Origin of the sequence: Polaromonas sp. (assembly GCF_036676035.1) — a bacterium.
Classification (GTDB): Bacteria; Pseudomonadota; Gammaproteobacteria; order Burkholderiales; family Burkholderiaceae_C; genus Polaromonas.
Map to the genome: position 1 here is coordinate 1 of NZ_JAKFDR010000028.1, position 23,111 is coordinate 23,111.

General features: G+C 63.1%; 25 protein-coding genes. 17 read left to right on the forward strand and 8 right to left on the reverse strand.

The features are described from left to right. The 6 genes from V6M61_RS05180 to V6M61_RS05205 form a co-directional block, all read left to right on the forward strand. Positions 1 to 210, forward strand: a 210-nt coding sequence (locus tag V6M61_RS05180) for a hypothetical protein (protein ID WP_332775503.1), incomplete at its 5' end; no start/stop codon positions are given. 79 nt (positions 211 to 289) lie between these two features. Beyond that, positions 290 to 2,125 carry a M14 family metallopeptidase gene (locus tag V6M61_RS05185; RefSeq protein ID WP_332775504.1) on the forward strand — a complete coding sequence of 612 codons (1,836 nt, stop codon included), beginning with the start codon at positions 290 to 292 and terminating at the stop codon, positions 2,123 to 2,125. A gap of 161 nt (positions 2,126 to 2,286) precedes the next feature. Beyond that, positions 2,287 to 2,691 (forward strand): RNA-binding protein, encoded by a 405-nt coding sequence (locus V6M61_RS05190; RefSeq protein WP_332775505.1) that lies wholly within the window; start codon positions 2,287 to 2,289, stop codon positions 2,689 to 2,691. 36 nt (positions 2,692 to 2,727) lie between these two features. After that, complete coding sequence (locus V6M61_RS05195; protein ID WP_332775506.1) at positions 2,728 to 3,258, forward strand: cupin domain-containing protein; 531 nt, start codon at positions 2,728 to 2,730, stop codon at positions 3,256 to 3,258. Positions 3,259 to 3,325: 67 nt separating this feature from the next. Further along, a complete protein-coding gene (locus V6M61_RS05200) occupies positions 3,326 to 4,045 on the forward strand; it encodes a glutathione binding-like protein (protein WP_332775507.1) in 720 nt (239 codons plus the stop codon). 54 nt (positions 4,046 to 4,099) lie between these two features. After that, positions 4,100 to 4,756 (forward strand): 2-hydroxychromene-2-carboxylate isomerase, encoded by a 657-nt coding sequence (locus tag V6M61_RS05205; RefSeq protein WP_332775508.1) that lies wholly within the window; start codon positions 4,100 to 4,102, stop codon positions 4,754 to 4,756. Positions 4,757 to 4,784: 28 nt separating this feature from the next. On the opposite strand, the gene phbB is transcribed toward V6M61_RS05205, so the two are convergent. The 3 genes from phbB to phaC all read right to left on the reverse strand — a co-directional run bounded on the left by phbB (position 4,785) and on the right by phaC (position 8,707). Next, entirely contained in the window at positions 4,785 to 5,522 is a 738-nt protein-coding gene (gene phbB, locus V6M61_RS05210; RefSeq protein WP_332775509.1) for an acetoacetyl-CoA reductase, read from the reverse strand. Between the two features lie 106 nt (positions 5,523 to 5,628). Then, positions 5,629 to 6,807 carry an acetyl-CoA C-acetyltransferase gene (locus V6M61_RS05215; protein ID WP_332775510.1) on the reverse strand — a complete coding sequence of 393 codons (1,179 nt, stop codon included), beginning with the start codon at positions 6,805 to 6,807 and terminating at the stop codon, positions 5,629 to 5,631. Between the two features lie 121 nt (positions 6,808 to 6,928). Continuing rightward, positions 6,929 to 8,707 carry a class I poly(R)-hydroxyalkanoic acid synthase gene (gene phaC, locus V6M61_RS05220; protein WP_332775511.1) on the reverse strand — a complete coding sequence of 593 codons (1,779 nt, stop codon included), beginning with the start codon at positions 8,705 to 8,707 and terminating at the stop codon, positions 6,929 to 6,931. A 111-nt stretch (positions 8,708 to 8,818) separates the two neighbouring features. Between phaC and V6M61_RS05225 the strand changes: the two genes are divergently transcribed. After that, complete coding sequence (locus V6M61_RS05225) at positions 8,819 to 9,175, forward strand: hypothetical protein (protein WP_332775512.1); 357 nt, start codon at positions 8,819 to 8,821, stop codon at positions 9,173 to 9,175. On the opposite strand, the gene pgeF is transcribed toward V6M61_RS05225, so the two are convergent. Both pgeF and maiA read right to left on the reverse strand, forming a co-directional pair. After that, positions 9,083 to 9,898: a peptidoglycan editing factor PgeF gene (pgeF, locus tag V6M61_RS05230; RefSeq protein ID WP_332775513.1), complete on the reverse strand. Its 816-nt coding sequence runs from the start codon at positions 9,896 to 9,898 to the stop codon at positions 9,083 to 9,085. The genes V6M61_RS05225 and pgeF overlap by 93 nt on opposite strands. 29 nt (positions 9,899 to 9,927) lie before the next feature. Continuing rightward, on the reverse strand, positions 9,928 to 10,566 hold the full coding sequence (gene maiA, locus V6M61_RS05235) for a maleylacetoacetate isomerase (RefSeq protein ID WP_332775514.1): 639 nt from the start codon (positions 10,564 to 10,566) through the stop codon (positions 9,928 to 9,930). Between the two features lie 145 nt (positions 10,567 to 10,711). Between maiA and V6M61_RS05240 the strand changes: the two genes are divergently transcribed. Next, a complete protein-coding gene (locus V6M61_RS05240; protein ID WP_332775515.1) occupies positions 10,712 to 11,755 on the forward strand; it encodes an NADP-dependent oxidoreductase in 1,044 nt (347 codons plus the stop codon). Positions 11,756 to 11,848: 93 nt separating this feature from the next. Here V6M61_RS05240 and V6M61_RS05245 read toward each other — a convergent pair whose 3' ends face one another. Beyond that, on the reverse strand, positions 11,849 to 12,340 hold the full coding sequence (locus V6M61_RS05245) for an Lcl C-terminal domain-containing protein (protein ID WP_332775516.1): 492 nt from the start codon (positions 12,338 to 12,340) through the stop codon (positions 11,849 to 11,851). 100 nt (positions 12,341 to 12,440) lie between these two features. Continuing rightward, on the reverse strand, positions 12,441 to 13,163 hold the full coding sequence (locus V6M61_RS05250; RefSeq protein WP_332775517.1) for a GntR family transcriptional regulator: 723 nt from the start codon (positions 13,161 to 13,163) through the stop codon (positions 12,441 to 12,443). 82 nt (positions 13,164 to 13,245) lie between these two features. On the opposite strand from V6M61_RS05250, the gene V6M61_RS05255 reads away from it, so the two are divergent. From V6M61_RS05255 to V6M61_RS05280, 6 genes are all read left to right on the forward strand, one after another. Continuing rightward, positions 13,246 to 14,688 carry a Rieske 2Fe-2S domain-containing protein gene (locus tag V6M61_RS05255; RefSeq protein ID WP_332775518.1) on the forward strand — a complete coding sequence of 481 codons (1,443 nt, stop codon included), beginning with the start codon at positions 13,246 to 13,248 and terminating at the stop codon, positions 14,686 to 14,688. 5 nt (positions 14,689 to 14,693) lie between these two features. Beyond that, positions 14,694 to 16,172, forward strand: coding sequence for a glutamine synthetase family protein (locus tag V6M61_RS05260; protein ID WP_332775519.1), 1,479 nt, complete (start codon positions 14,694 to 14,696; stop codon positions 16,170 to 16,172). 21 nt (positions 16,173 to 16,193) lie between these two features. Continuing rightward, positions 16,194 to 16,517: a 2Fe-2S iron-sulfur cluster-binding protein gene (locus V6M61_RS05265; RefSeq protein ID WP_332775520.1), complete on the forward strand. Its 324-nt coding sequence runs from the start codon at positions 16,194 to 16,196 to the stop codon at positions 16,515 to 16,517. 28 nt (positions 16,518 to 16,545) lie between these two features. After that, a complete protein-coding gene (locus V6M61_RS05270) occupies positions 16,546 to 16,848 on the forward strand; it encodes an antibiotic biosynthesis monooxygenase family protein (protein ID WP_332775521.1) in 303 nt (100 codons plus the stop codon). Between the two features lie 454 nt (positions 16,849 to 17,302). Beyond that, positions 17,303 to 18,088, forward strand: a complete 786-nt coding sequence (locus V6M61_RS05275; RefSeq protein ID WP_332775522.1) for a ribonuclease H-like domain-containing protein — start codon at positions 17,303 to 17,305, stop codon at positions 18,086 to 18,088. Positions 18,089 to 18,197: 109 nt separating this feature from the next. Then, positions 18,198 to 18,650, forward strand: a complete 453-nt coding sequence (locus V6M61_RS05280; RefSeq protein WP_332775523.1) for a hypothetical protein — start codon at positions 18,198 to 18,200, stop codon at positions 18,648 to 18,650. A gap of 97 nt (positions 18,651 to 18,747) precedes the next feature. On the opposite strand, the gene V6M61_RS05285 is transcribed toward V6M61_RS05280, so the two are convergent. Beyond that, positions 18,748 to 19,188, reverse strand: coding sequence for a MarR family winged helix-turn-helix transcriptional regulator (locus V6M61_RS05285; protein WP_332775524.1), 441 nt, complete (start codon positions 19,186 to 19,188; stop codon positions 18,748 to 18,750). A 105-nt stretch (positions 19,189 to 19,293) separates the two neighbouring features. Here V6M61_RS05285 and V6M61_RS05290 point away from each other — a divergent pair, with 105 nt between their 5' ends. From V6M61_RS05290 to V6M61_RS05300, 3 genes are all read left to right on the forward strand, one after another. Continuing rightward, positions 19,294 to 20,487: a 3-hydroxybenzoate 6-monooxygenase gene (locus V6M61_RS05290; RefSeq protein ID WP_332775525.1), complete on the forward strand. Its 1,194-nt coding sequence runs from the start codon at positions 19,294 to 19,296 to the stop codon at positions 20,485 to 20,487. Positions 20,488 to 20,557: 70 nt separating this feature from the next. Continuing rightward, a complete protein-coding gene (locus V6M61_RS05295) occupies positions 20,558 to 21,532 on the forward strand; it encodes a Bug family tripartite tricarboxylate transporter substrate binding protein (protein WP_332775526.1) in 975 nt (324 codons plus the stop codon). 210 nt (positions 21,533 to 21,742) lie between these two features. After that, the gene (locus V6M61_RS05300; protein ID WP_332775527.1) at positions 21,743 to 23,107 is read left to right on the forward strand and encodes an FAD-dependent oxidoreductase; all 1,365 of its coding nucleotides are present in this window, start codon (positions 21,743 to 21,745) and stop codon (positions 23,105 to 23,107) included. Positions 23,108 to 23,111 lie beyond the last annotated feature (4 nt).

The following is a 23,111-nucleotide window of genomic DNA, read 5'->3' on the forward strand; positions in this document are numbered from 1 at the left end:
ATTAACCGCTGGCAAGACCGCATGAACACATACTTATTCGCTCACGCGCGAGTTCACTTTTTGGGTGACAGCGCTACGCACCCGATTGAGCCGCCCTGGCGCGCGCTGGCGGCGTTGCTCCTCCTTGCAGGCATCAGCCTGCTGCCTCGTCGCGCCTTGCCAGCCCACCCCATGGCGGCCCACTCGGGCGCGTCCAACTGCGGTTTCTAGGTTGAAACTGCCGCCCACCCAAACAGGCCAGGCTATACCGCACGAGATAGACGCACAAGACGAAGAAGGAATGACAACCATGAGCAGACCCGCCGCACCACCCCGCGCACCCGGCCCCCGGCAGTCCGGCCACCGGCCTTGGGCCGGGCGACTCTGGCTGGCGGCCCCGTCACTGGTCTTGCTGGCCTTGCTGGCCGCCTGCGCATCGGTGCCGCTGCCGCCCTGGCCGCCTGTGCCCGCAGCCAAGCCTGCAGCCAACCCCACCGCAGCGGCCAGCAACGCGCCCGTCGCCGCCCCGGCTCCGGCGCCAGTACAAGCCAAGCCTATCGCTATCGCGCCAGCGCCAGCCCCCGCGCTGGTGGCAGCCCCCCTGCCTTACAGCCCGGCCGTGGCCGCGCGCTTTCCCGATCCCGCTGTCGTTTACAGCACGCCCGGGCTGCAGGCCGGTCGCACCAGCTTCACCAGCAATGACGAGGTGCGCAGCTGGCTGCGCGATCAGGCAGCGGCTGCCTCGCGCACTGCAGGCCTGAAAGCCGCGGTGCTGTCCATCGGCGTGTCGCAGCGCGGCGAAGCGCTGGAAGCCCTGGTGCTGACCCGTGCTGCCGATACCGAGGCCGGTGCGGTGCTGGCCACCGGCCGCCCCACGGTCTTGCTGATCGGCCAGCAGCATGGCAACGAGCCTGCGGGCAGTGAAGCCCTGCTGGTGGTGGCCCGCGAACTGTCGCAAGGCCTGCTGCAGCCCGTGCTGGACCGCCTCAACGTGGTTATCGTGCCGCGTGCCAATCCGGACGGCGCGGCCAGCGACAACCGCGTGACCGCGGGCGGGCTGGACATGAACCGCGACCACCTGCTGCTCAATACCCCGGAAGCTCAGGCGCTGGCCAGGCTCACGCGGGCCTACCGCCCGACCGTGGTGGTCGACGCGCACGAATACACCGTGGTGGGCCGCTTCCTGCAAAAGTTTGGCACGGTGCAAAAGTTCGATGCCATGCTGCAGTACGCCACCACCGCCAACCTGCCCGAGTTCCTGACCAAGGCGGCCGAAGAGTGGTACCGCCGCCCGCTGGTGGCCGCCCTCAAGGCACAGGGCCTGAGCACCGAGTGGTACTACACCACCTCCACCGACCTGGCCGACAAGAAAATCTCCATGGGCGGCACCCAGCCGGATACGGGCCGCAATGTGAACGGCCTGAAGAACACCGTCAGCCTGCTGCTTGAAACGCGCGGCGTGGGCATCGGCCGCCTGCACATCCAGCGGCGCGTGCACACCCATGTGACGGCCATCACCAGCGTGCTCGCCAGCACCGCCCAGCGGGCCCAGGAGCTGAACCAGCTGCGCCCCTACATCGACAAGGAGCAGAGCGCCCTGGCCTGCAAGGAGCAGGCCGTTGTGGAGGCCGGCCACACCCCCGCGCAGTACGAGCTGACCATGCTGGACCCGGTGACCGGGGCCGACAAAAAAGTCACCGTCGACTGGAATTCGGCGCTGGCGCTGCGCACGCTAAAAAGCCGGGTGCGCCCCTGCGGCTACTGGTTGTCTGCCGCATCCACCACCGCGGTGGAACGGCTGCGCCTGCATGGCGTGCAGGTGATGCGCCTGCTGGAGCCAAGCTCCGTGCTGGGTGACGCCTACCAGGAAACCTCGCGCACTGCAGGTGCGCGGCAGGACGTGCGCGGCACCATCGCCGACAGCAGCGAGATCATCAAGGCCGAGGTAACGCTGGTGCGCGGCGTGCTCGATGCCCCCAAAGACAGCTACTACGTCCCCCTGAACCAGCCCCTGGCCAACCTGGTGATCGCTGCGCTGGAGCCCGACACCCAGAGCAGCTACTTTGCCAACCGCCTTCTGGACGGCCTGCAAAGCACCGTGCGCGTCATGTCGGAACCCATGCTCAAGCTTGAGGAGCTGCCCTGAGCTGTGACCATGACAGGGCCGCGCCGGCAAGAGGCGGATAACGGCCGATAACGGACTTGACGCCAGAGTCTGACAGGAAGAGTATTAAGCACCTGACAGGAAATGAGGAAATGTTGAATTTCTGCGTACGAATGACGCGTTAACGCAAGAAAGGATTCATCATGAAAGACTTTGCGCTAAGCAGAAAAATGCTGAGCATTCGGGGCGTCTTCTACCCCACCGGCTATGCCTTCATCATGTTCCCGGATGTCGCGCACGCCGAGCAGGTTGCGCGCGAACTGGAGGCCGGCAACCCCAGCGGCGAGCACGTGATGCTGCTGACGCCCACCGTCATCCTCAAGGACATCGGCAAGATGGACGGGCATTCCAACATCACCCTGCCGCAGGTGGGCACCGAACGCGCCACCGTTCGCAAGTATGTGGACCTGGCGCAGGAAGGCCATCACGCCCTGATGGTTCATGTGCATTCGGACGATGAAACCGAGCGCATGATGGAGGCCGTGCGCAAAGTGCCTTTTTCCTATGCGCAAAGGTACCACCTGCTGGCCATGGAAGACTTGAACTAGCGACCGGCTTTCCGGATTTGAGGCACACTGCGCCTCATGCCTCAGCCTGTCCCCCAACAAGTCCCGCGCGCCCGGCAACTGATCACCAGCCTGCAGCTGCAGCCCCACCCTGAAGGCGGCTGGTACCGCGAAGTGTTCCGCTCCGCCGCGCAGGTCAGTCCGCAAGACGGCCGCCCCCCGCGCAACGCCCTCACCGCGATCTACTTTCTGCTGGAGGCCGGACAACACTCCCGCTGGCACAAGGTGCTGTCCGACGAGGTCTGGGTGCATCTGGAGGGTGCGCCCCTTGATCTGTGGACATGGGATGCTGCCAAAAACAGCGCCTATTGCACGGTTCTCGGGCCTGTCGCCAGCGATGACGGCACAGGCCGGCAGCCCCAGCACGTCATTGCCGCCGGCCTGTGGCAGGCGGCCAAGCCCCAGCCCGATCAGCCTGATGGTTACGCCCTGGTGGCCTGCATGGTGGGGCCGGGTTTTGATTTTTCTGATTTTGAAATGATGGACAGCCAGGGCACGCAAGCCGGCCTGATCAGGCGTGACCACGCCGGTCTGGCGGCTTTCATTTAAATTCGTCGGGCCTCCATAAGCAGCTTTCATTTCAAATTTGCCCCCCTGAACACCGCGAGAACAAACCATGATTGACCTGCACTACTGGCCCACGCCCAACGGCTGGAAAATTTCCATCATGCTGGAAGAATGCGGCCTGCCCTACCGGCTGCGGCCCGTGAACATTGGCAAGGGCGAGCAGTTTGCGCCCGAGTTTCTGGCCATCAGCCCCAACAACCGCATGCCCGCCATCGTCGACCATGCGCCGGCTGGCGCCAGCGAGCCGGTGGCCGTGTTTGAAAGCGGTGCCATCCTGATTTATCTGGCCGAGAAAACCGGCCGTTTCCTGCCTGCTGATGGGCACGGGCGCTACCAGGCGCTGCAGTGGCTGATGTGGCAAATGGGCGGGCTGGGGCCGATGGCGGGCCAAAATGGCCACTTTCTGTTGTATGCCCCCGAGAAGCTGCCTTACGCGATTGAGCGCTACGGCAAGGAAGTCAATCGCCTGTATGGCGTGCTGGATGCCCAGCTGGCACGCACCGGCGCCTACGTTGCCGGCACCGATTACTCCATTGCCGACATGGCGATTTTCCCCTGGACGCGCACCCACAAGGCACAGCAGGTGGAACTCGCTGACTTCCCCCATGTCCAGCGCTGGTATGACGCGCTGTTTCAGCGCCCTGCGGTCAAACGCGGGCTGGACCTGGGCAAGGAGTTGCGCGCCCCGGCACTGACCGACGAGGCCCGCCAGGCCCTGTTTGGCCAGACCGCACAAAGCGTGCGCGATGGCCAGCACAAGCTCGCCTGAAACAGGCAAGACAACTGAAACAACTGAAACACCCGAACCACCAAGCCAGACACCATGATTGAATTTTTCTTTGACTGCTCCAGCCCCTGGACCTACATTGCGTTTCGCAACATCCAGCCTCTTGCCCGGGAACTGAAGATCCCCATCAGCTGGCGGCCGGTGCTGGTGGGCGGTATTTTCAACAGCGTCAACCAGGGCATTTACACGGCGCGTGAAGACATGAATTCGCCCAGGAACCGTTACATGCTCAAGGACGTGCAGGACTGCGCCCGCGAGGCGGGCTTGCAGATGGCATTTCCGCCCAGGGTGTTTCCGGTCAACAGCGTCAAGGCCATGCGCGGCTGCCTGTGGATGGCGCAGGACGGGAAGGCCAAAGAGCACTACCTGGCCTTCATCGAAGCAACCTTTGCCGCTTACTTCAGCCGCGAGGAAGACATTTCGCAAGATGCAGTGCTGGCGGCCATTTGCCGCCAGAGCGGCATTGATGCCGAGGCGTTTCTGGCCGGTATTGCACAGCCGGGCATCAAGGAGCAGCTCAAGGCCAACACCGACGAAGCGATCCGGCGCGGCGCCTTTGGCTCGCCCACGTTTTTTGTGGGCGATGACATGTACTTTGGCAACGACCGCCTGCCGCTGGTGCGGGCGGCGGTGCTCAGGCTTTATCACACACTTGGCACGCCACCAAAAAACCCGCCGAAGCGGGTTTTTTGAAGCGGATTGAAACCCCTCAGCCCACGACTCAACCCATGTGCAGGCCGCCATTGACGGAGAAGTCGGCGCCGGTGGAATAGCCCCCTTCATCCGACGCCAGCCAGGCGATGATGGAAGCGATCTCGCTGGGCTCGCCCAGGCGTTTGGCGGGCACGTCGGCAACGATTTTCTCCAGCACCTCGGGGCGGATGGCCTTGACCATGTCGGTGCCGATGTAGCCGGGGCTCACGGTGTTGACCGTGATGCCTTTGGCGGCCACTTCCTGCGCCAGCGCCATGGTAAAGCCGTGCAGGCCGGCCTTGGCCGTGGAGTAGTTGGTCTGGCCGAACTGGCCCTTCTGGCCGTTGACCGAGCTGATGTTGATGATGCGGCCCCACTTGCGCTCAACCATGCCCTCGATGACCTGCTTGGTCACGTTGAACATGCTGTTGAGATTGGTGGAGATCACGGCATCCCAGTCGGCCTTGCTCATCTTGCGAAACTGGCTGTCACGCGTGATGCCGGCGTTGTTCACCAGCACATCGACGCGGCCATGCTCGGCCATGACTTTCTGGAAAGCGGCGACGGTGGAGTCCCAGTCGCCCACATTGCCGGCCGAGGCGTAAAAGGTAAAACCCTGCGCCTTCTGCTCGTCCAGCCACTTGCCGTGGTCGCGTGTGGGGCCGCAACCGGCCACCACCGTGAAACCATCCTTGGCGAGCCGCTGGCAAATTGCGGTTCCGATGCCACCCATGCCGCCGGTTACGTACGCTACTCGTTTGGTCATTTGCTGCTCCTTGATTTATAAATTGCTCTGTGAAACCGGTTTTGCTATCAATTAAGTAGCTGCTTGCGCAATAATGATGCCAGCTACAGCCTGTTTTAACCGTTATTCAGCGCTCCAGTGTGAGGGCAACCCCCATGCCACCGCCTATGCACAGGCTGGCAATGCCTTTTTTGGCATCGCGGCGCACCATCTCGTGCAGCAGCGTGACCAGAATGCGGCAACCGGACGCACCAATCGGGTGACCAATGGCGATCGCGCCGCCATTGACGTTGATCTTGCTGGTGTCCCAGCCCATTTCCTTGTTCACGGCACAGGCCTGCGCGGCAAAGGCCTCGTTGATCTCCAGCAGGTCGAGGTCTTGCGCTTTCCAGCCGGCACGGGCAAGTGCCTTGGTCGAGGCCGGCACCGGGCCCATGCCCATGTAGGCCGGATCCAGACCGCTGGTGGCATAGCTGGCAATGCGCGCCAGCGGCTTGAGGCCCAAGGCGGCGGCTTTTTTCGCCGTCATGACCATCACCGCGGCAGCGCCGTCGTTGAGTCCCGAGGCATTGCCGGCGGTCACGCCGCCGGCCTTGTCAAACGCCGGGCGCAGGCCCGCCAGGCCTTCGGCACTGGTCTTGCGGTTGATGAACTCGTCAGCGGCAAACACGATCGGATCGCCTTTTTTCTGGGCGATGGAAAACGGCACGATCTCGTCCTTGAACTTGCCGGCGTCCTGCGCCGCTGCGGCCTTGGTCTGGCTGGCAAGGGCCAGCGCGTCCTGGGCTTCGCGGGCTATGCCGTACTTCTTGGCGACGTTTTCAGCCGTGATACCCATGTGGTATTGGTTGTACACGTCCCACAGGCCGTCGACGATCATGGAGTCGATCATCTTCCAGTCGCCCATGCGCTGGCCGTCGCGCGAGCCATTGAGCACATGGGGCGCCGCGCTCATGCTCTCCTGGCCGCCCGCGATCACGATCTCGCTGTCACCGGTACCCACAGCCTGCGCAGCCAGCATCACCGCCTTGAGGCCCGAGCCGCACACGGCGTTGATGGTCAGGCCCGGAATGGCGTGCGGAAAACCCGCCTTGACCAGCGCCTGGCGCGCCGGGTTCTGGCCGGCGCCCGCGGTGAGCACCTGGCCCATGATGACTTCGCCTACCTGCTCTGCCGACAGGCCCGAGCGCTCGACCACGGCCTTGATCACGGCGGCGCCCAGCTCGGTCGCCGGGGTTTTGGCCAGCGTGCCGCCAAATTTTCCGACGGCGGTGCGGGCGGCTGAAACGATAACGATGTCTTCCATAAGTCCCTCCAATAAAACCCAGCTGCCTGTCATTGCGGGCTTGACCCGCAATCCATGTCGGTGCGCTGCTTCACCTGCGGCATGGATCCCGGGTCAAGCCCGGGATGACAACGTTTTCCATTCAAGCCTTGGCCTTCACATAGCGGCCGGGTGCGGGCTCGATGGCCTTGTACTTGCGGCTGCCATAGTTTTTGGGCGCGGCAATCTGCTTGCCCGCGTGCCCCTTGAGCCAGGCCGACCAGTCGCCCCACCAGCTGCCCGGGTGCTCCTGGGCCCCTTCGGTCCAGGCGTCCAGTGTTTTGGGCAGCTTGTCGTTGGTCCAGTATGAGCGCTTCTTTTTGGCCGGCGGGTTGATGACCCCCGCAATATGGCCCGAGGCCCCCATGACAAAGCGCTTCTTGCCGGGCAGGTGCTGGGTCGAGGCGTAGGCCCCGCCAATCGGCACGATGTGGTCTTCGCGCGAGCCGTAGATGTAGACCGGCAAATCGACCTTGCGCAAGTCAATCTTCTCGCCGCAGACCACGGCCTTGCCGGGCTTGATCAGGTTGTTTTCAAAGTAGGTGTTGCGCAGGTACCAGGCGTACATGGGGCCGGGCAGATTGGTCGCATCGGAGTTCCAGTACAGCAGGTCAAACGGCGGCGGCGTTTCACCCTTGAGGTAGTTGCCCACCACGTAGTTCCAGACCAGGTCATTGGGCCGCAAAAAGCTGAAGGTGCTGGCCAGCTCCTGCCCCTTGAGCAGGCCGCCCTGGCCAAGCTGCATTTCGCGGAACTTGACGAAAGCGTCGTCAATGAACAGGTCCAGCACGCCGGTGTCTGAAAAGTCCAGAAAGGTGGTCAGCAAGGTGGCGCTGGCCACTGGCTTGTCGCCCCGCGCCGCCAGCACGGCCAGGGCGGTGCCCAGTATCGTGCCGCCCACGCAGAAACCGAGCGCGTTGATTTGCCCGCCCTTCTTGTCCTGGCCGGTGATCTCTTGCGTGACCTCGATCGCCCGGATCGCCGCCTGCTCGATGTAATCGTCCCAGGTCACGCCCGCCATGGAGTCGTCGGGGTTGCGCCAGCTCACCACAAAGGTGCGGTGGCCCTGCGCCACGGCGTAGCGGATCAGCGAGTTCTCGGGCTGTAAATCCAGGATGTAGAACTTGTTGATGCAGGGCGGAATCAGCAGCAGCGGCCGCTCGTGGACCTTGGCCGTCAGCGGCTTGTACTCGATCAGCTGGAACAATTCGTTTTCAAACACCACCGCGCCTTCGGTGGTGGCCACATTCTTGCCCACCTCGAACACGCTCTCGTCCGTCATGGATACATGGCCCTGCTTCATGTCGTGCAGCAGGTTTTGAATGCCCCTGGCGATGCTCTCGCCCTGGCTGTCGATGGCTTTTTGCTGCGCCTCGGCGTTCAAGGCCAGGAAGTTGCTCGGCGCGCAAGCGGCCATCCACTGCTCGACCGCAAAGCGCACACGCGCCCGGGTTTTGGCGTCGCCCTCGACCGCATCGGCCAGGCCCATGAGGGTGCGGGCATTGAGCAGGTAGGCCGCCGCGGAAAATTTGGAAACCGGATTGGCGCCCCAGGCCTGTGCAGCGAAACGCCGGTCCGCCGCCATGGGCGGGCTGGGGCTGGCGCTGGGACTAGCCTGTGCATCTTGCGCCTGCACGCTTTGGCTCCACAAGGCGCTGACGTCCTGGATATAGCTTTGCTGCAGTTCCTGCAGCTTGGCGGGGTCAAAGCTCAACTGCGGCGGCGGCGTTGCGCCGAAATCGGGAAGGCTCATCGAGGGGAAATGCGGGAAACCGGGATTGCTGGCCGCGCCACCCATGGCCGTCATGGCTTTTTGCAGGCTCGCGGCAAAGGTCTCTTGGAACTGCTGGGCAGCCTGGGCCCAGTTTGCGTCAGAATTCATGCTGGTCTCCTCGGTGCAAGTCGAGCTTTCGGTCGAGTCTTGCATTCATTTTCAGGCTTTGCCCAGTATCCTAGGATTTGCGCTCAAATTCATGACACCCCTCAAAATTTTATGTATTTGATTGTCATTGCCTGGATTTATGTGGTGCTCATGATGAGTGTTGCCGAAGCCGCCAACACCACCGGAACCGTGTTGGGCGCACTCATTACCTTTGTACTCTATGGCCTGCTGCCTGTGGCATTGGTGGTTTACCTGATGGGCTCGCCGGCGCGGCGCAAGGCCCTCAAGGCACGGCAAGCGCAGGAGCAGGAAGAAGCCAAACAGGCGCTTGCCGCAGAAACTGCCGCGGTGCCCGCCTCGCCTGCTCTGCCCGCCTCACCCGATCCAGATGCAGGCCGCCATGCGACCGGTGGTGTAGAAACCGTTGCCGTCGACACCGGCATCGCGCCGGTGCGAAAAAAACCGTGACGGATTGCCCACGGTGCACCACGGCGCGCTGCCGTCGTTGCCATAAATCCGGGTGATGCCCAGCGCCTGCAAACGCTGGCGCGCCAGGCCAGGCAGGTTCGCCAGGTATTTGCCACCCGCCAAGGCTGCGAACTGGCTGCCCGCGCCAGACTGCGTGGCTTCAAAGGCGGCCTTCACCTCAGCGCCCACTTCAAAGGCCGTTGGCCCGATGCAGGGGCCCAAATACGCTATGGTTTTGATAGCTGCTTGCGCAGATTTCTCCTCGGCCAGGGCACTAAAACGCTTGTAAACCGCTTCCAGAACCCCGTCACCGCCTTCACGCCCTGTTCTGCCGGCCAGTCCGCGCCAGCCGGCATGGGCGGCCGCCACCACGGCACCGTCTTCCGTGCACAAAAGCACCGGCAAACAATCGGCCACCATGATGGTGCAGGCCAGTTGCCGCCGGGTCGTCACGCAAGCATCGGCCTGCTGGCCGTCGGGCGTATCGCTGTCCAGCGTGATGACGTCCGTGCCATGCACCTGCTTCAAAAACACCGCGTGGGCACCCATGGCCTGGCACAACCGCTCGCGGTTGGCTTGGACCCGTTGCTGCTCGTCGCCCACATGGTCGCCCAGGTTCAGGCTGTCGTAGGGTGGCGCAGAAACGCCGCCCTGACGGCTGGTGAAGACGGCCCGCACACCCACGGGTGCCGGCCAGTCGGGGATCAGCCAGTCAGCATGCACAACGTCGCTCCCGGCCCATGTTCCATCATTCAGGCTTCGTTGTCGGGGCAGGCCGATGGCTGGGCTTTCTGGAAAGCAGGCAGCGCCATGCAGGCGTTAAACGCGGCCATGGTGCGCGGCAAGCCGTCAAAGTTCACGTCAAAGCGCTTGGCGTTGAAAATCTGCGGCACCAGGCAGCAGTCGGCCAGCGTGGGCGTGTTGCCATAGCAGTAGGTAGAGGGCGGCAGCTGCTTGAGCTGGCGTTCAAACGCCTCCAGCCCTTCGCGGCACCAGTGGCGGTACCAGGTGTTTTTGGCTTCTTCCTCGACCTTGAGCTCCCTGACGAGGTATTTGAGCACCCGCAGGTTGTTCAGGGGATGAATCTCGCAGGCAATCGACTGCGCCAGCGCGCGCACCTTGGCGCGGCCCAGGGCATCGGCGGGCAGCAGCGCAGGCTCGGGGTGGGTTTCATCGAGGTATTCAATGATCGCCATGGATTGCGACAGGCGTTCGCCGTCGACCTCCAGTAGCGGCACCAGGGTGTCCGCCGACAGGGCCGCATAGGCTTCCTTCTTGTGGTCGCCCTTGGCAATGTGAACGGCCACGTAGTCGTAGTCCAGGCCCTTGAGCGCCAGCGCAATGCGAACGCGAAACGAGGCCGATGAGCGGAAGTAGTTGTGAAGCTTCATGACTGAAAGCATAAACGGAAAACGGTATTGGCTGGCAGTACCGGCGTATGCCGTGGCCGAATCGCCTGCGTGACTGACAGGCCGGCCCGGCGTCACTAATATGGGTGCTGGATACAACAAAACCATCTTTTCAGTGGAGAAACCCATGAGCGCCATCACCGCCATCACCGAATTAGCCAATCACCAGATCCGCCTGGCCGCCCGCCCGCAAGGCCTGCCCACCCGCGCCAACTGGAGCTTCACCACCGAACCCGTGGCAGAGCCCGGCCCCGGCGGTGTGCTGGTCAAGACGCTTTACCTCTCGCTCGACCCGGCCATGCGCGGCTGGATGAACGAAGGCAAAAGCTATATCCCGCCGGTGGAGATCGGCGCCGTGATGCGGGCCGGCGGTGTCGGCCAGGTGATCGCCTCGCAAAACCCGAACTTTGCGGTCGGCGACTATGTCAGTGCCGGGTTGGATGTGCAGGAGTACTGCCTGATCCCGCAGGAGCAGATCAAGCGCAGCGGCATGTTCAAAATCGATCCGCGCCTGGGGCTCACCACCTGGCTCAATGTGCTGGGCATGCCCGGCATGACCGGTTACTTTGGTTTGCTGGAAGTGGGCCAGCCCAAAGCCGGCGAAACCGTGGTGGTGTCAGGTGCGGCCGGCGCCGTGGGCCAGACCGTGGGGCAAATTGCCAAGCTCAAGGGCTGCCGCGCGGTGGGCATTGCCGGCGGCAAGGCCAAGTGCGACTGGGTCGTCAATGAACTGGGCTTTGACGCCTGCATTGACTACAAAAACGATGACGTGCGTACCGGCCTCAAAGAGCACTGCCCCAAGGGCGTGGACATTTACTTTGACAATGTGGGCGGCGAGATTCTCGACCACGTGCTGGCCAAAATTACACGGGGCGCGCGCATCATCATTTGCGGCGCCATCAGCCAGTACAACAACACCACGCCTGTGCAGGGCCCCAAAAACTACCTGAGCCTGCTGGTCAACCGTGCGCGCATGGAAGGCATTGTGGTGTTCGACTACGCCGACCGCTACCACCTGGGCGTGGCCGAAATGGCGGGCTACCTCAAGGCCGGCACCATGAAGAGCAAGGAAGACGTGGTGTTTGGCCTGGACACTTTCCCCGAGACGCTGCTCAAGCTGTTCAACGGCGAAAACTTCGGCAAGCTGGTACTGCAGGTCGCCAAAGAGTAAGCGCCCTGCCGGCTAGCGCCGCGAAGGGCCGCCCCGAGCAAGCGACGGCCCCCTCGGGGGGCAGCGCATTACACGAAGTGAAAAGCGTGGGGGCTACTTACCAGCGCGGACCAGGCGCACCGCCCCGGGAGAACTGCGCGGGCTCTCGCCGGCGCTGCCCTCGGTAAAAGCAACGTGCATGAAATAGCCCGTTCCGACGCTGCTGGAAGTCCAAAACCTCGCCAGCGGCGTCGCCGGGAAGGCCGCAGGGTCAATCGCCGCACGGCCTTCATCCGGGCTCGCCTCGCGCGCAGACACGATGCCGGACAACTCCTTCAGCGTCGGCAGGCGCCAGGCCTGGCCACTGCTCGCGGCCTCGTTTTTGGCACGGGCTGCGGCATCCGCCTGGTTGAAAAACCCAGCTTTCCCACTGCAGGTCTTCACTTTCCAGTTCATGCCCTCGACGCAGCGGCGCCAGACCAGCCCGGTTTTGCTGTCGGTGACTTCCTGCCCGTCTGCAGAAGTGCTGTAGCGGTCCTGGGCAAAGGCAGTGCCGGCAGACAGGGCCATGGTCAGCCCAAGAATTTGCAACAGGAAAAGTTTCATGGAAAGCTTTCAGGTCCAGCCACATCGGTTGATGGGTTGAAAGCATCCTAGGCACATTGCCATGCCGCGGCCATTAGGAAACCTACCTAGCCGATATGGCTTACCTCCCCACCACCAGCCGAATCCCCGGCATCACCCGTTCGGACTCCGCCCGGCGCTCCAGCGCCATGCGCATGTTCATCTGGGCCACTTCGGTGTGCTCCACCGCCAGCGCCTGCGCGCGGGTGCCCTCGCCAGCTTTGAGCGCATCAAACAGCATGTGGTGCTGCCGGTGGGCATAGCTCATCCACTCGTGGTCCTGGGCCAGGGTGGACTGCATCGGCAGCATGGCCGAGGCAGGTGCAAACGGCAGCCGGTCGTTCAGTGACACCGCACGCTGCAAGGCGCTGTTGCCGCTGGCTTCCAGGATGAGATTGTGAAAGCGGTCGTTCATCGCGGCGTAGGCCGCATAGCTTTCCATGGTCAGCGGATTGACAGCCAGCAGGCGGTCCCCTTCATCCAGGCAGGCCTGCAGATCGAGCTGCAGGCTACGCGAAACGCCATGCTCGGCCACCAGACGCGCGGCCATGCCTTCCAGGTGGCCGCGCACGGCAATGGCATCGGCCACCTCGCGCGGGGTGAATTGCCGCACCAGGTAGCCGCCGCTATCGTTGATCTGTACCAGGCACTCCTGCTCCAGCGTGGCCAGCGCGGCGCGCACAGGCGTGCGCGAGGCGCCGAGCCGCTCCGCCAGCTGCTGCTCGGCCAGACGCTGGCCGGGCTCGAATTCACCGCGCAGGATCAGGTCCCGCAACTGCATCAAAACGGTTTCTTGCAAGTTCATAACTATGACTGTACACTGAATTTAAATTTTGGTATACCGTTTTCACACTCCCGCCTGACCACCCTCATTCCGCAGGACACCCATGAACGCTGAGCAAAACGAATTGATCACCCGGATCGGCCCGGGCACCCCCTGCGGCCAGCTGATGCGCCAGTACTGGCAACCGGTCGCGCTGGTCGACGAATTCAACCCCAGCCTGGACCCGCGCATGGACAAGCGCCCGGTCAAGGCGGTGCGCGTGCTGGGCCAGGACCTGGTGCTGTTCAAGGACGCCAGCCATGCCTGGGGCCTGCTGGACCGGGACTGCCCTCACCGCGGGGCCGACCTGTCCTTTGGCCGGCGCGAGAGCCTTGAACAGGGCGGCGGCCTGCGCTGCCCGTTTCACGGCTGGAAGTTTGACGTCAACGGCCAATGCCTGGAAACACCGGCCGAGCCGGCGGGCAGCAAGCTGTGTGAGCGCGTGAAGCAGCGCAGCTACCCGGTCGTGGAGAAAAGCGGTATTTTGTTTGCCTGGCTGGGCCCGGAAGGCAGCACGCCGCCGCCCTTCCCGGCCTTTGACTGCTTTGCCGCACCGGGCACGCACACCTTTGCCTTCAAGGGCTTGTGGAACGCCAACTGGCTACAGGCCTTTGAAGTCGGCATCGACCCGGCGCACCCTTCATTTCTGCACCGGTTTTTCAACGACGAATCGCTTGATGACAGCTACGGCAAACAGTTTCGCGGTGCCAGCGCCGGTGAGGTGGACGGCGAGCGCTGGCCCATGACGCGCATCATGCGCGAGTTCGCCCAGCCCGAGATCAGCTTTGACGCGCGCCCTTATGGCCTGCAGCTCACGGCCTTGCGCCCCATGACGGAGCAGCTCACGCATGTGCGGGTGACCAACGCCATCTTTCCGCACACCTTTGTGATCCCGCTGTCCGAGACCATCACCATCACCCAATTGCATGTGCCCGTTGACGACACCCACACCTACTGGTACGCCATCTTCACCAGTTTTGCCGGCCCGCTGGACAAGGAGCAGATGCGCCGGCAGCGGCTGGAGTTCGTCACCCTGCCCGACTACCTCCCCAAGGCCGGCCGCCATAACCGCTGGGGCTTTGACGCCGAGGAGCAGTTGAGCCAGACCTATCTGGGCATGGGCGAAGACGACATCAACGTGCATGACCAATGGGCCGTGGAAAGCATGGGCCCGATTGCCGACCGCACGCGCGAGCACCTGGGCACCACCGACAAGGTCATCATGGCCAACCGGCGGGTGCTGATCAAGGCCATTGAAACGGTGCAAAACGGCGGCACACCGCCCGGCGCAGCCGACCCCGCCCTGGTCGCCGCCATGACCGGCCCCGACACCCTGGACGGTATTGCGCCGGCCGGCAGCTGGCCCGTCTGGTGGCGTGAGGCAGTGCAGGCCAAGCGCGATGGCGCGCCTTGGACGGGCAGCCCTCACCCCAACCCTCTCCCAGGGGGAGAGGGAGTGAAAGCGGTGGCTCAGACTCCCTCTCCCTCTGGGAGAGGGTTGGGGTGAGGGCCGTGCCGACCTTCGCGCAGCTCTGCGGCATTCACGACGCCGCACGCCAGCAAGCGCTGGAACACACATCCGAGCTGATCACTGCCAGCAGCCTGGAGCTGGTGCGTTTTGCCTGGTGCGACCTGCATGGCGTGACGCGAGGCAAGACGCTGGTGGCCGGCGCCGCCGCGAAAGCCATGCAGGACGGAGTGGGCATGGTCAGCACGCTGATGCTCAAGGACACGTCCGACCGCACGGCCTTCAAGGTGTTCGAGCCCGGCGGCACATCAGGTCTGCCCGGCTTCGAATTTGCCAGCAACCTGCTGCTGCTGGCCGACCCGACAAGCTTTCGGCAATTGCCGTGGACGCCCACCACCGGCTGGGTTCAAGGCCAGCTCTGGTTTCAGAACGGCCAGCCGGTGGAGCTGGACACACGCCGCGTGCTGCAGCAGGCGCTCACCCGCCTGGCGCAGGCCGGCTACGGCATGAAGTGCGGGCTTGAAGTCGAGTTCCACATCTACCGCATCCGCGACACCGAGGCGCAGCTCGACCCCGAGCAAGCCGGCTGGCCCGGCCTGCCGCCGGCCGTGAACATGATCCACCCCGGCTACAACCTGCTGACCGAGGGCTGGTACGACCTGGCCGAAGAGCCCCTGCGCATCGTGCAGCACACGGCGCAGGCGCTGGGCCTGCCCTTGCTGTCGCTCGAGATCGAACTGGGCCCCAGCCAGGTGGAAGCCGTGTTCGAGGCCACCGACGCGCTGACGGCTGCCGACAACATGGTGCTGTTTCGCAATGCGGTCAAGCAGGCGCTGCGCCGCGCGGGCTACCACGCCAGCTTCATGTGCCGCCCGCCGTTTGCCAACATCATGTCCAGCGGCTGGCACCTGCACCAGTCGCTGGTCGACAATGAAACCGGCCGCAATGTGTTTCAGCGCGAAGCGCCGGCCCCGGGCAGCACGGCAACCGATGCCCAGAACACACTGTCGGAGCTGGGCGAGCACTACCTGGCCGGCCTGCTGGCGCATGCGCGCGGCATGGCCGTGTTCTGCACGCCCACCATCAACGGCTTTGGCCGCTACCGCCCGAATGCGCTGGCGCCGCAGGCCGTGCTCTGGGGCCGCGACAACCGCGGCGCCATGCTGCGCGTGGTGGGCCAGTGCGGCGACGGCGCCACGCGCATTGAAAACCGCATCGGCGAGCCCGCCGCCAACCCCTACCTGTACCTGGCCTCGCAAGTTCATGCCGGACTCGACGGCATCACGCGCCGGCTGAAAGCGCCGCCCGCCACCGATGCGCCCTATGGGGCCAGCGACACCCTGCTGCCCACCAGCCTGGGCGAAGCGCTGCAGGCCCTGCAGGCGGACCCGCTTCTGGTCCAGGCCTTTGGCAGCGCCTTTGTCGACTACCTGGTGCGCGTCAAGCAGTCCGAGCTGGGCCGCTATGAGCAGGCCGAGGACAAGGACGACTGGCAGCGCCGTGAATATTTCAGCCGGATTTGAACGCCTTACTCAATCTTCCTCATGATCACTATCAATTTCATAGCTGCCGACGGCCAACTGACCGGGACTACAGCCCAAACAGGCAAGAACCTGATGCAGGCTGCCGTGGCCGCCGGCGTCGAGGGCATTGCCGCCGACTGCGGCGGGCTGATGACCTGCGCCACCTGCCACGTCCATGTACGCGAGCCCTTTGCCGCCCAGCTGCCGCCACCCGATGGTGAAGAGCTGGCCATGCTGGCGTTTACCGCCACGCCCAGCCGGCCCAACAGCCGCCTGAGCTGCCAGATCAAGCTGACCGAAGCACTTGACGGTTTGACGGTAGAGTTGCCGGTCACCCAGTATTAATCCAAGTGCCACCAAAACAGGACTTTTCATGATTCTCGAACTCGCCGACATCCGCATCCACCCCGGCCAGCAAGCTGCTTTTGACGAAGCCATCCAGCGCGGCCTGAGCACCGTCATCCGAAACGCCAAGGGCTTTCAGGGTTTCAAGGTCAACAAAGGCATTGAAAACCCGGAGCGCTACATCCTGCAAATCTTCTGGGAGACGCTGGAAGACCACACGGTCGGTTTTCGCGAGTCGCCGGCGTTTGCCGAGTGGCGCGCCATCGTCGGGCCATTTTTTGCGAGTCCGCCGGTGGTTGAGCACTTCACGCTGCTGGCCAAGTCGGCCTGACTCCCCCCGTTCTTGCTTCAAGCAAAAACGGGGCCCAAAAGCCCCGCTCCAGTGTGTCCGCTTCAGTGGCGGTATCTCGCCCTTAACCCCAATGCTGTTCAGTTAACCCCGTTCGCCCTGAGCTTGTCGAAGGGTCTGCGCGATCGGCACCAAGGCTTCGACAAGCTCAGCCCGAACGGCTCTTTGCGACGCCACCCATGCTGTCATTCTGAGCAAGGCGAAGAATCTTGCCGGCATACCGAGATCCTTCGCTGTGCTCAGGATGACAAAGTATGTCGAACTGCTGAGTAACAATGTAGCGAATCGGGCACTTGAGCATCACTCTCAAGTGCTGGGCACGCCGGGCCACACCGCACGGCAAGGCGAGGTTGCAAGAGTGGCTCCGTGCATGCCTCGTCGGTAGAATGCGTCTACCACCCGCAGGGTTTGGCTGGCCATTTAGCAGGGAGCAGACATGCCGATTTTGAAAAAACTCAGACTGCATAAGGGCTCTGGCCGCATGGGTCACCCAAGCCACGTGGCCACCAATCGTATTTGCTTCGATATCGAAACAGAGCCATTTTCGAACGACTTCCGTCGTGCGGATTCGCGGCCATCAAAGCAAAAGCATGCACCGACAATGCGCGTAGCATGCGTCTACATAGAATCGAAAAATACATACGAGTTTTTCACCCAAGACGAGGCTTCTCATCTGGTCGCACTTATTCAGAATGCGGACGAAGTCATCACATTTAACGGAAAAGGATTTGATGTGCTCGTATTGCGAAGGCATTACGGCCTCAAGGGAAAAGTACCACTGCGTGGAAAACACATTGATCTTCATGAGGTCCTCACCGCAAGAGCCGGGTTTCGAGTCAGTTTGGATAAAGCATCCCGCCTCAATCTAAAGGAGTGCAAACACACATCCGGGCGTGAAATGTCCAATCTCGATTTGGAGGCGCTCAAAGAAGCGTGCCGATCGGATGTTAGTCAAACCTACAAACTATGGCTTGCACATGAAAATGGCGAACTACGCGCTCCTGAGCGCGCGCCACGCCAATTCGGATTGACAGAACTAATCGGTGGGCCGGGCCATCACATGCCGAGCCTTTGTCCGGTTTGCCATGACGTTGGAAGTATTGAGTTTGTCGAGTCAGATACGGAGAAAATGACAGATGGACAGTTCGCTGAGTACATGGCAGGCACACAAGGTTTCGCGGTATGCACTACATGCAACTCCCTAGTGGTGTGGGACGTTTGATGGTTCCTAACAATTCAACAGGACAACCAACAAGTTGCGCTTGTTGGTTCCCTCGCTTTGCGAGGCTGCCTGTTACCTCAACCGTTGATAGCACACGCGGAGAACTGAGATGAGCATGAAAACTCACCGCCTTCTGCACAGGTCTGGTCGCAATCAATTCGGTGATCCCGGTGAACCCGCGCTAGCGCCCTATCAGCCAAGTCAAGAATCCCTAGCGCGCGACGAGCAAATGTCTGCTCGCCACGTCATCCTGAACGAACAGTTCGTCAGCACTCATCGCGCTCGTTGGCTTGGCCAATTCACCAGCGTGGCAAAGAAGGACGTTTGGCAACGGTTGCATCCTCATGGTCGGCCTTCGCTTTCCACTTTCTATGCGCAGTCAAGAGAGAGCGCTTCATTCGAAGAGTTTCTGCTGTGGTGGCTTCTCAGCAAGAAGTCGCAAGCCCTTCGAATAATGGACGACACACCCCAGGCTATAAGCGAGCAACTCGCCCCCTTCGCGGAGTGCGGTCGTTACTTCGTCCGGTACGGCAAGAGTGAGAGAACGTTTGCAACGATCTAACGCTGAGACTGCATCTTTAGTCCTCATTCGTCCACCTCGCCGGCATGATGAACGCTTGAAGAATCAGGCACCGCTCTCCGATGAGCGGCTGCAACGATTACTCGACGCCTTCATGCCCCTCCACCAGCTTGGCCAAAAGAAACCGCAGCTGCTCGCGCTCCGCGTCATCTAGCGGCGCCACGATGCGCTGCTGCACCCTGCCGACCGCGCGCTTCATTTGCAAGGCCAGTTTTTCACCCTCGGGCGTGACCCACAGCAGCTTGCGCCGTCTGTCGCCCGGATCGGCCTGGCGCCGGATCAGGCCCTTGGCTTCCAGGCGGCCAATCACCGAGCCTGAGGTCGCCGGGTCAAACGCCACCCGGCCCGACAGGGTGATCTGGTCTTCACCGGGGTCGTCCATGAGCGCATTGAGAATGGCAAACTGCACCGGCGTGACGTCAAACGCCTCGGTCTCTTCCATGAAGATGGCCACCGAGAGTTGATGGGCGCGGCGGACCAGGTGCCCCGGGGCTTGACTGAAATTAAAACTTTTTGCCATGGCTTAAGTTTAGGGCCTGTCCGGGTCAGGGTATGTACTATTACTTACGATACTAAGCATACTTATCATTAAACGCATTCCACCGACTCAAGTATTGCAAAACCCGTGAGACCAGCAGTCCCCTTCATCATTTCAGGCGGCGGCATCGGCGGCCTGGCCGCGGCGCTGGTGCTGGCGCAGGATGGCCACCCCGTCACCGTGCTGGAGCAAGCCGCCAGTTTCGGCGAAATCGGCGCCGGCATCCAGCTGGGCCCCAACATTTTCAGGATGTTTGACTACCTGGGCCTGACCAGCGTCATCAACAAAGTGGCGTTCTTTCCGAGCGGCTTGGGGCTGAACGACGTGCGCACCGGCGAGAAAGTGGTGCGGGTGGCGCTGGGGGACATGGCCCGTGCCGCTTATGGCTTTCCTTATGGCGTGATTTACCGCGCCGATCTGCACCAGGTGTTTCTTGATGCCTGCGCCGCCCAGCCGAACGTCACCTTGCGCACCCACGCCAAGGTCGCCTCGTTCGAGCAGTCGGCCGACGGCGTGACCGTCCATCTGGCGGGTGGTGAAACCCTGCAGGCGGCCGCCCTGATTGGCGCCGACGGCCTGTGGAGCAAGGTGCGCGAAGCCGTGGTGGGCGACGGCAAACCGCGCGTTTCGGGCCATATTGCCTACCGTGCCGTGCTCAAGCGCGAAGACGTGCCTGCGCACCTGTGGAGCGACGACGTGCTGCTGTGGGGCGGGGAGAAAACCCACCTGGTGCACTACCCCCTGCGCCGCGGCGAGCTGTTCAACCTGGTCGCCGTGTTTCACAGCAACAAATACGACGAAGGCTGGAACACCTTTGGCGACAGCGCCGAGCTCACCGAGCGGTTTGCCCAGGCCTGCCCGCAGGTGCGGGAGCTGCTGGGCAAGATCGACACCTGGAAGATGTGGGTGCTGTGCGACCGTGAACCGGTCAAGAACTGGACCGACCGGCGCGTGACGCTGCTCGGCGATGCGGCCCATCCCATGCTGCAGTACCTGGCCCAGGGCGCGGGCCAGGCGATTGAAGACGCCGTGGTGCTGCGCGAAGCCCTGCGCTTTACCCGGGGGGACGTATTGCAGGCCTTCCAGAAATACCAGCAGGCGCGCTATCTGCGCACCGGCCGCGTCCAGCTGACCGCACGCTTTTACGGCGACATCTACCACGCTGCCGGCGTACAGCGCGAGCTGCGCAACCAGCTGTTCCAGAGCGGCACGGAGAGCGCAGGCTTTGCCGGGCTGAAGTGGATGTACGACGGAATCGAGCCGTCAAAGCTGTTCCAATAATGGTTTTAAAGAAATGGGAAACCGTATGAAAATCTTCACGCATGCTACGCTTTTGATAGCTGCTCTCTCAATGCCTGTGCTGGCTACCGCCCAAAACACGCCGAAGAAGCCGGCGACCAAAGAGGCCGCATCAGCTTCATCCGCAGTCGCCGCCAACTGGCCGAGCCGGCCCGTCAAAATCCTGGTGGGTTTCCCCGGCGGCTCCACGCCCGACATGGCCGCACGCACCTTGGCCGAGCCGCTGTCGCGGGCGCTGGGCCAGCCGGTGATCGTGGAAAACCGTCCCGGCGCCTCCGGCAACATCGCCGCCGATCTGGTGGCCAAAGCCACGGACGATCACACGTTGGGCGTGGTGATCAATGGCAACCTGACCTCGGCCAAGATGCTGTACGCCAAGCTGCCTTACGACCCGGCGAAAGACTTCACCCCCATCTCCCTGCTGGCCACGGCGCCGCTGGTGCTGGTGGCCCCGGTGAACCAGCCCTCGGGCAGTGACTTCTTCATCGCAGCCCGCAATGGCGGTAATAAATGGAACTACGGCTCGGTCGGCAATGGCTCGGTCGGACACCTGGGCATGGAGCTGCTCAAGTCCACGGCCGGCAACCTGGCTGCCGTGCATGTGCCTTATCAGGGCAACCCGCAAGTCGTCACCGCGCTGCTGGGCGGCCAGATCCAGATGGCGCTGGTGCCGCCCGGTATCGCGCTGCCGCAGATCAAGGCCGGCAAGCTCAAGGCGATTGGACTGACCAGCGGGCGCAGCGCCCTGGCCACCGAAATCCCACCGCTGGCCGACGCTGAAGTACGCAATTTCAACCTGGAAGTCTGGACCGCCCTGGTCGGCCCGGCCAAACTGTCCAAGGCAGCACAGGCACGCCTGAACCAGGAAGTCTCCAAAGCCATTCGCGACAACGACACACGCCAGAAACTGTTCAACCAGGGCTGGCAAGCGGTGGGCACCTCGCCTGAAGGCCTGCTCAGCCGCATCCGCAACGAAACCGCCATCATGGGCGGCATCATCGCGATGCGCGGGATCAAGGTGGAATGATGTTGCCCCCACGGTCGCTCACTGCGTGTAGCTCCCTGCCCCCCGAGGGGGCCGCTGCGCCTGCGGCCCGGCTAAGCCGGTTCCGCGGCCCCTGCTTGAAAATACCGGCCCCCGCGCTTTCTTGCCCCCTCTCCCTCTGGGAGAGGGTTGGGGTGAGGGCCGGCAGTCCAGAAACACCATGGCCTCCACGGTCGCTCACTGCGTAACTTGATGACCGTCACCGAACCTGCCCGCTCACTGCCCGTCTACGGTGAATACGATGTCGTCGTGATCGGCGGTGGCCCCGCGGGCCTGGCCGCCAGCGTCAGCGCGGCGCGCCATGGCGCGCGCACCCTGCTGGTCGAGCGCTACGGTTTTCTCGGGGGCATGGGCACGGCGGGCGGCGTCACCAACTTTGCCGGCCTCTATGGCCGCAAGAACGGCCAGATGCGGCAGGTGGTACATGGCGTGGTCGATGAGCTCCTGGCCCGCATTGACGCGCTGGGCGGATTGAATCAGCCGCAGGACGGCATGCAGGGGCGCATCCGGGTGCGCTCCTACGATGTGTCGGCCTACAAATGCGCGGCCGACCAGTTGCTGGTGGCCAGCGGCGTCCAGCTGCTGTTTCATGCCTGGGCCGCCGCCGTTGTCATGCAGGGTTCAGCCATTGACGCGCTGGTGGTGGAGACCAAGTCCGGTCGGCAGGCCATCCGGGCCCGCAGCTTCATCGACTGTTCGGGCGACGCCGATGTCGCCCACTTTGCCGGCGTGCCGTTTGAGCTGGGCGACGGCCGCGGCAGCGCCCTGTTTCCGTCCACCATGTTCCGCGTCGGCCATGTGGATGCACCGCGTGCGCTGGCGGCTGTCGGCGAGTTCAAGGCCATCAATGCGCTGATGGCGCAAGCCCAGGCGCGCGAGCCTGGCCGCTACCAGTTTCCGCGCGAGGGCGCCATTTTGCGTCCGCAAAAAAACCCGGCCGAGTGGCGCGCCAACGTGACCCAGATCCGCAACGCCGGCGGCACCGCCATGGACGCCACCGATGCGCGCCAGCTCAGCGAGGGCGAGCTCGAAGGCCGCCGGCAGATCACCGAGTATTTCCGCTTCCTGAAGAGCGAGGTGCCCGGTTTTGAACAGTCTGAAATCGTGGACATTGCACCGCAGGTCGGCATTCGAGAAACGCGGCGCATCCGGGGCCGGTACGCGCTGACCGGTGAAGACATTTTGTCGTCGGCCCGCTTTGACGACGTGATCGGCATCAACGCCTGGCCGATGGAGCTGCATGTGGATGGCCGGATCGACTGGCAGTTTCCGCGCGGCATGGACACCCCCCAGGGCCGCGCCTACAACGACCTGCCCTGGCGCATGCTGGTGCCCAGGGAAGTGGACAACCTGCTGGTGGCCGGGCGCTGTGCGTCCATGGCCCACGAAGGCCAGTCGGCGGCACGGGCCAGCGGCGCCTGCTTCGTCATGGGGCAGGCGGCCGGCACGGCGGCTTCGCAGCGCTTGGCGGGCCAGGCCTTTGCGGATATGGACGTCACGCAGCTCCAAAAGTTTTTGAGGGACGACGGGGTTTATTTCGACGACGACAGTGTTTAACAAG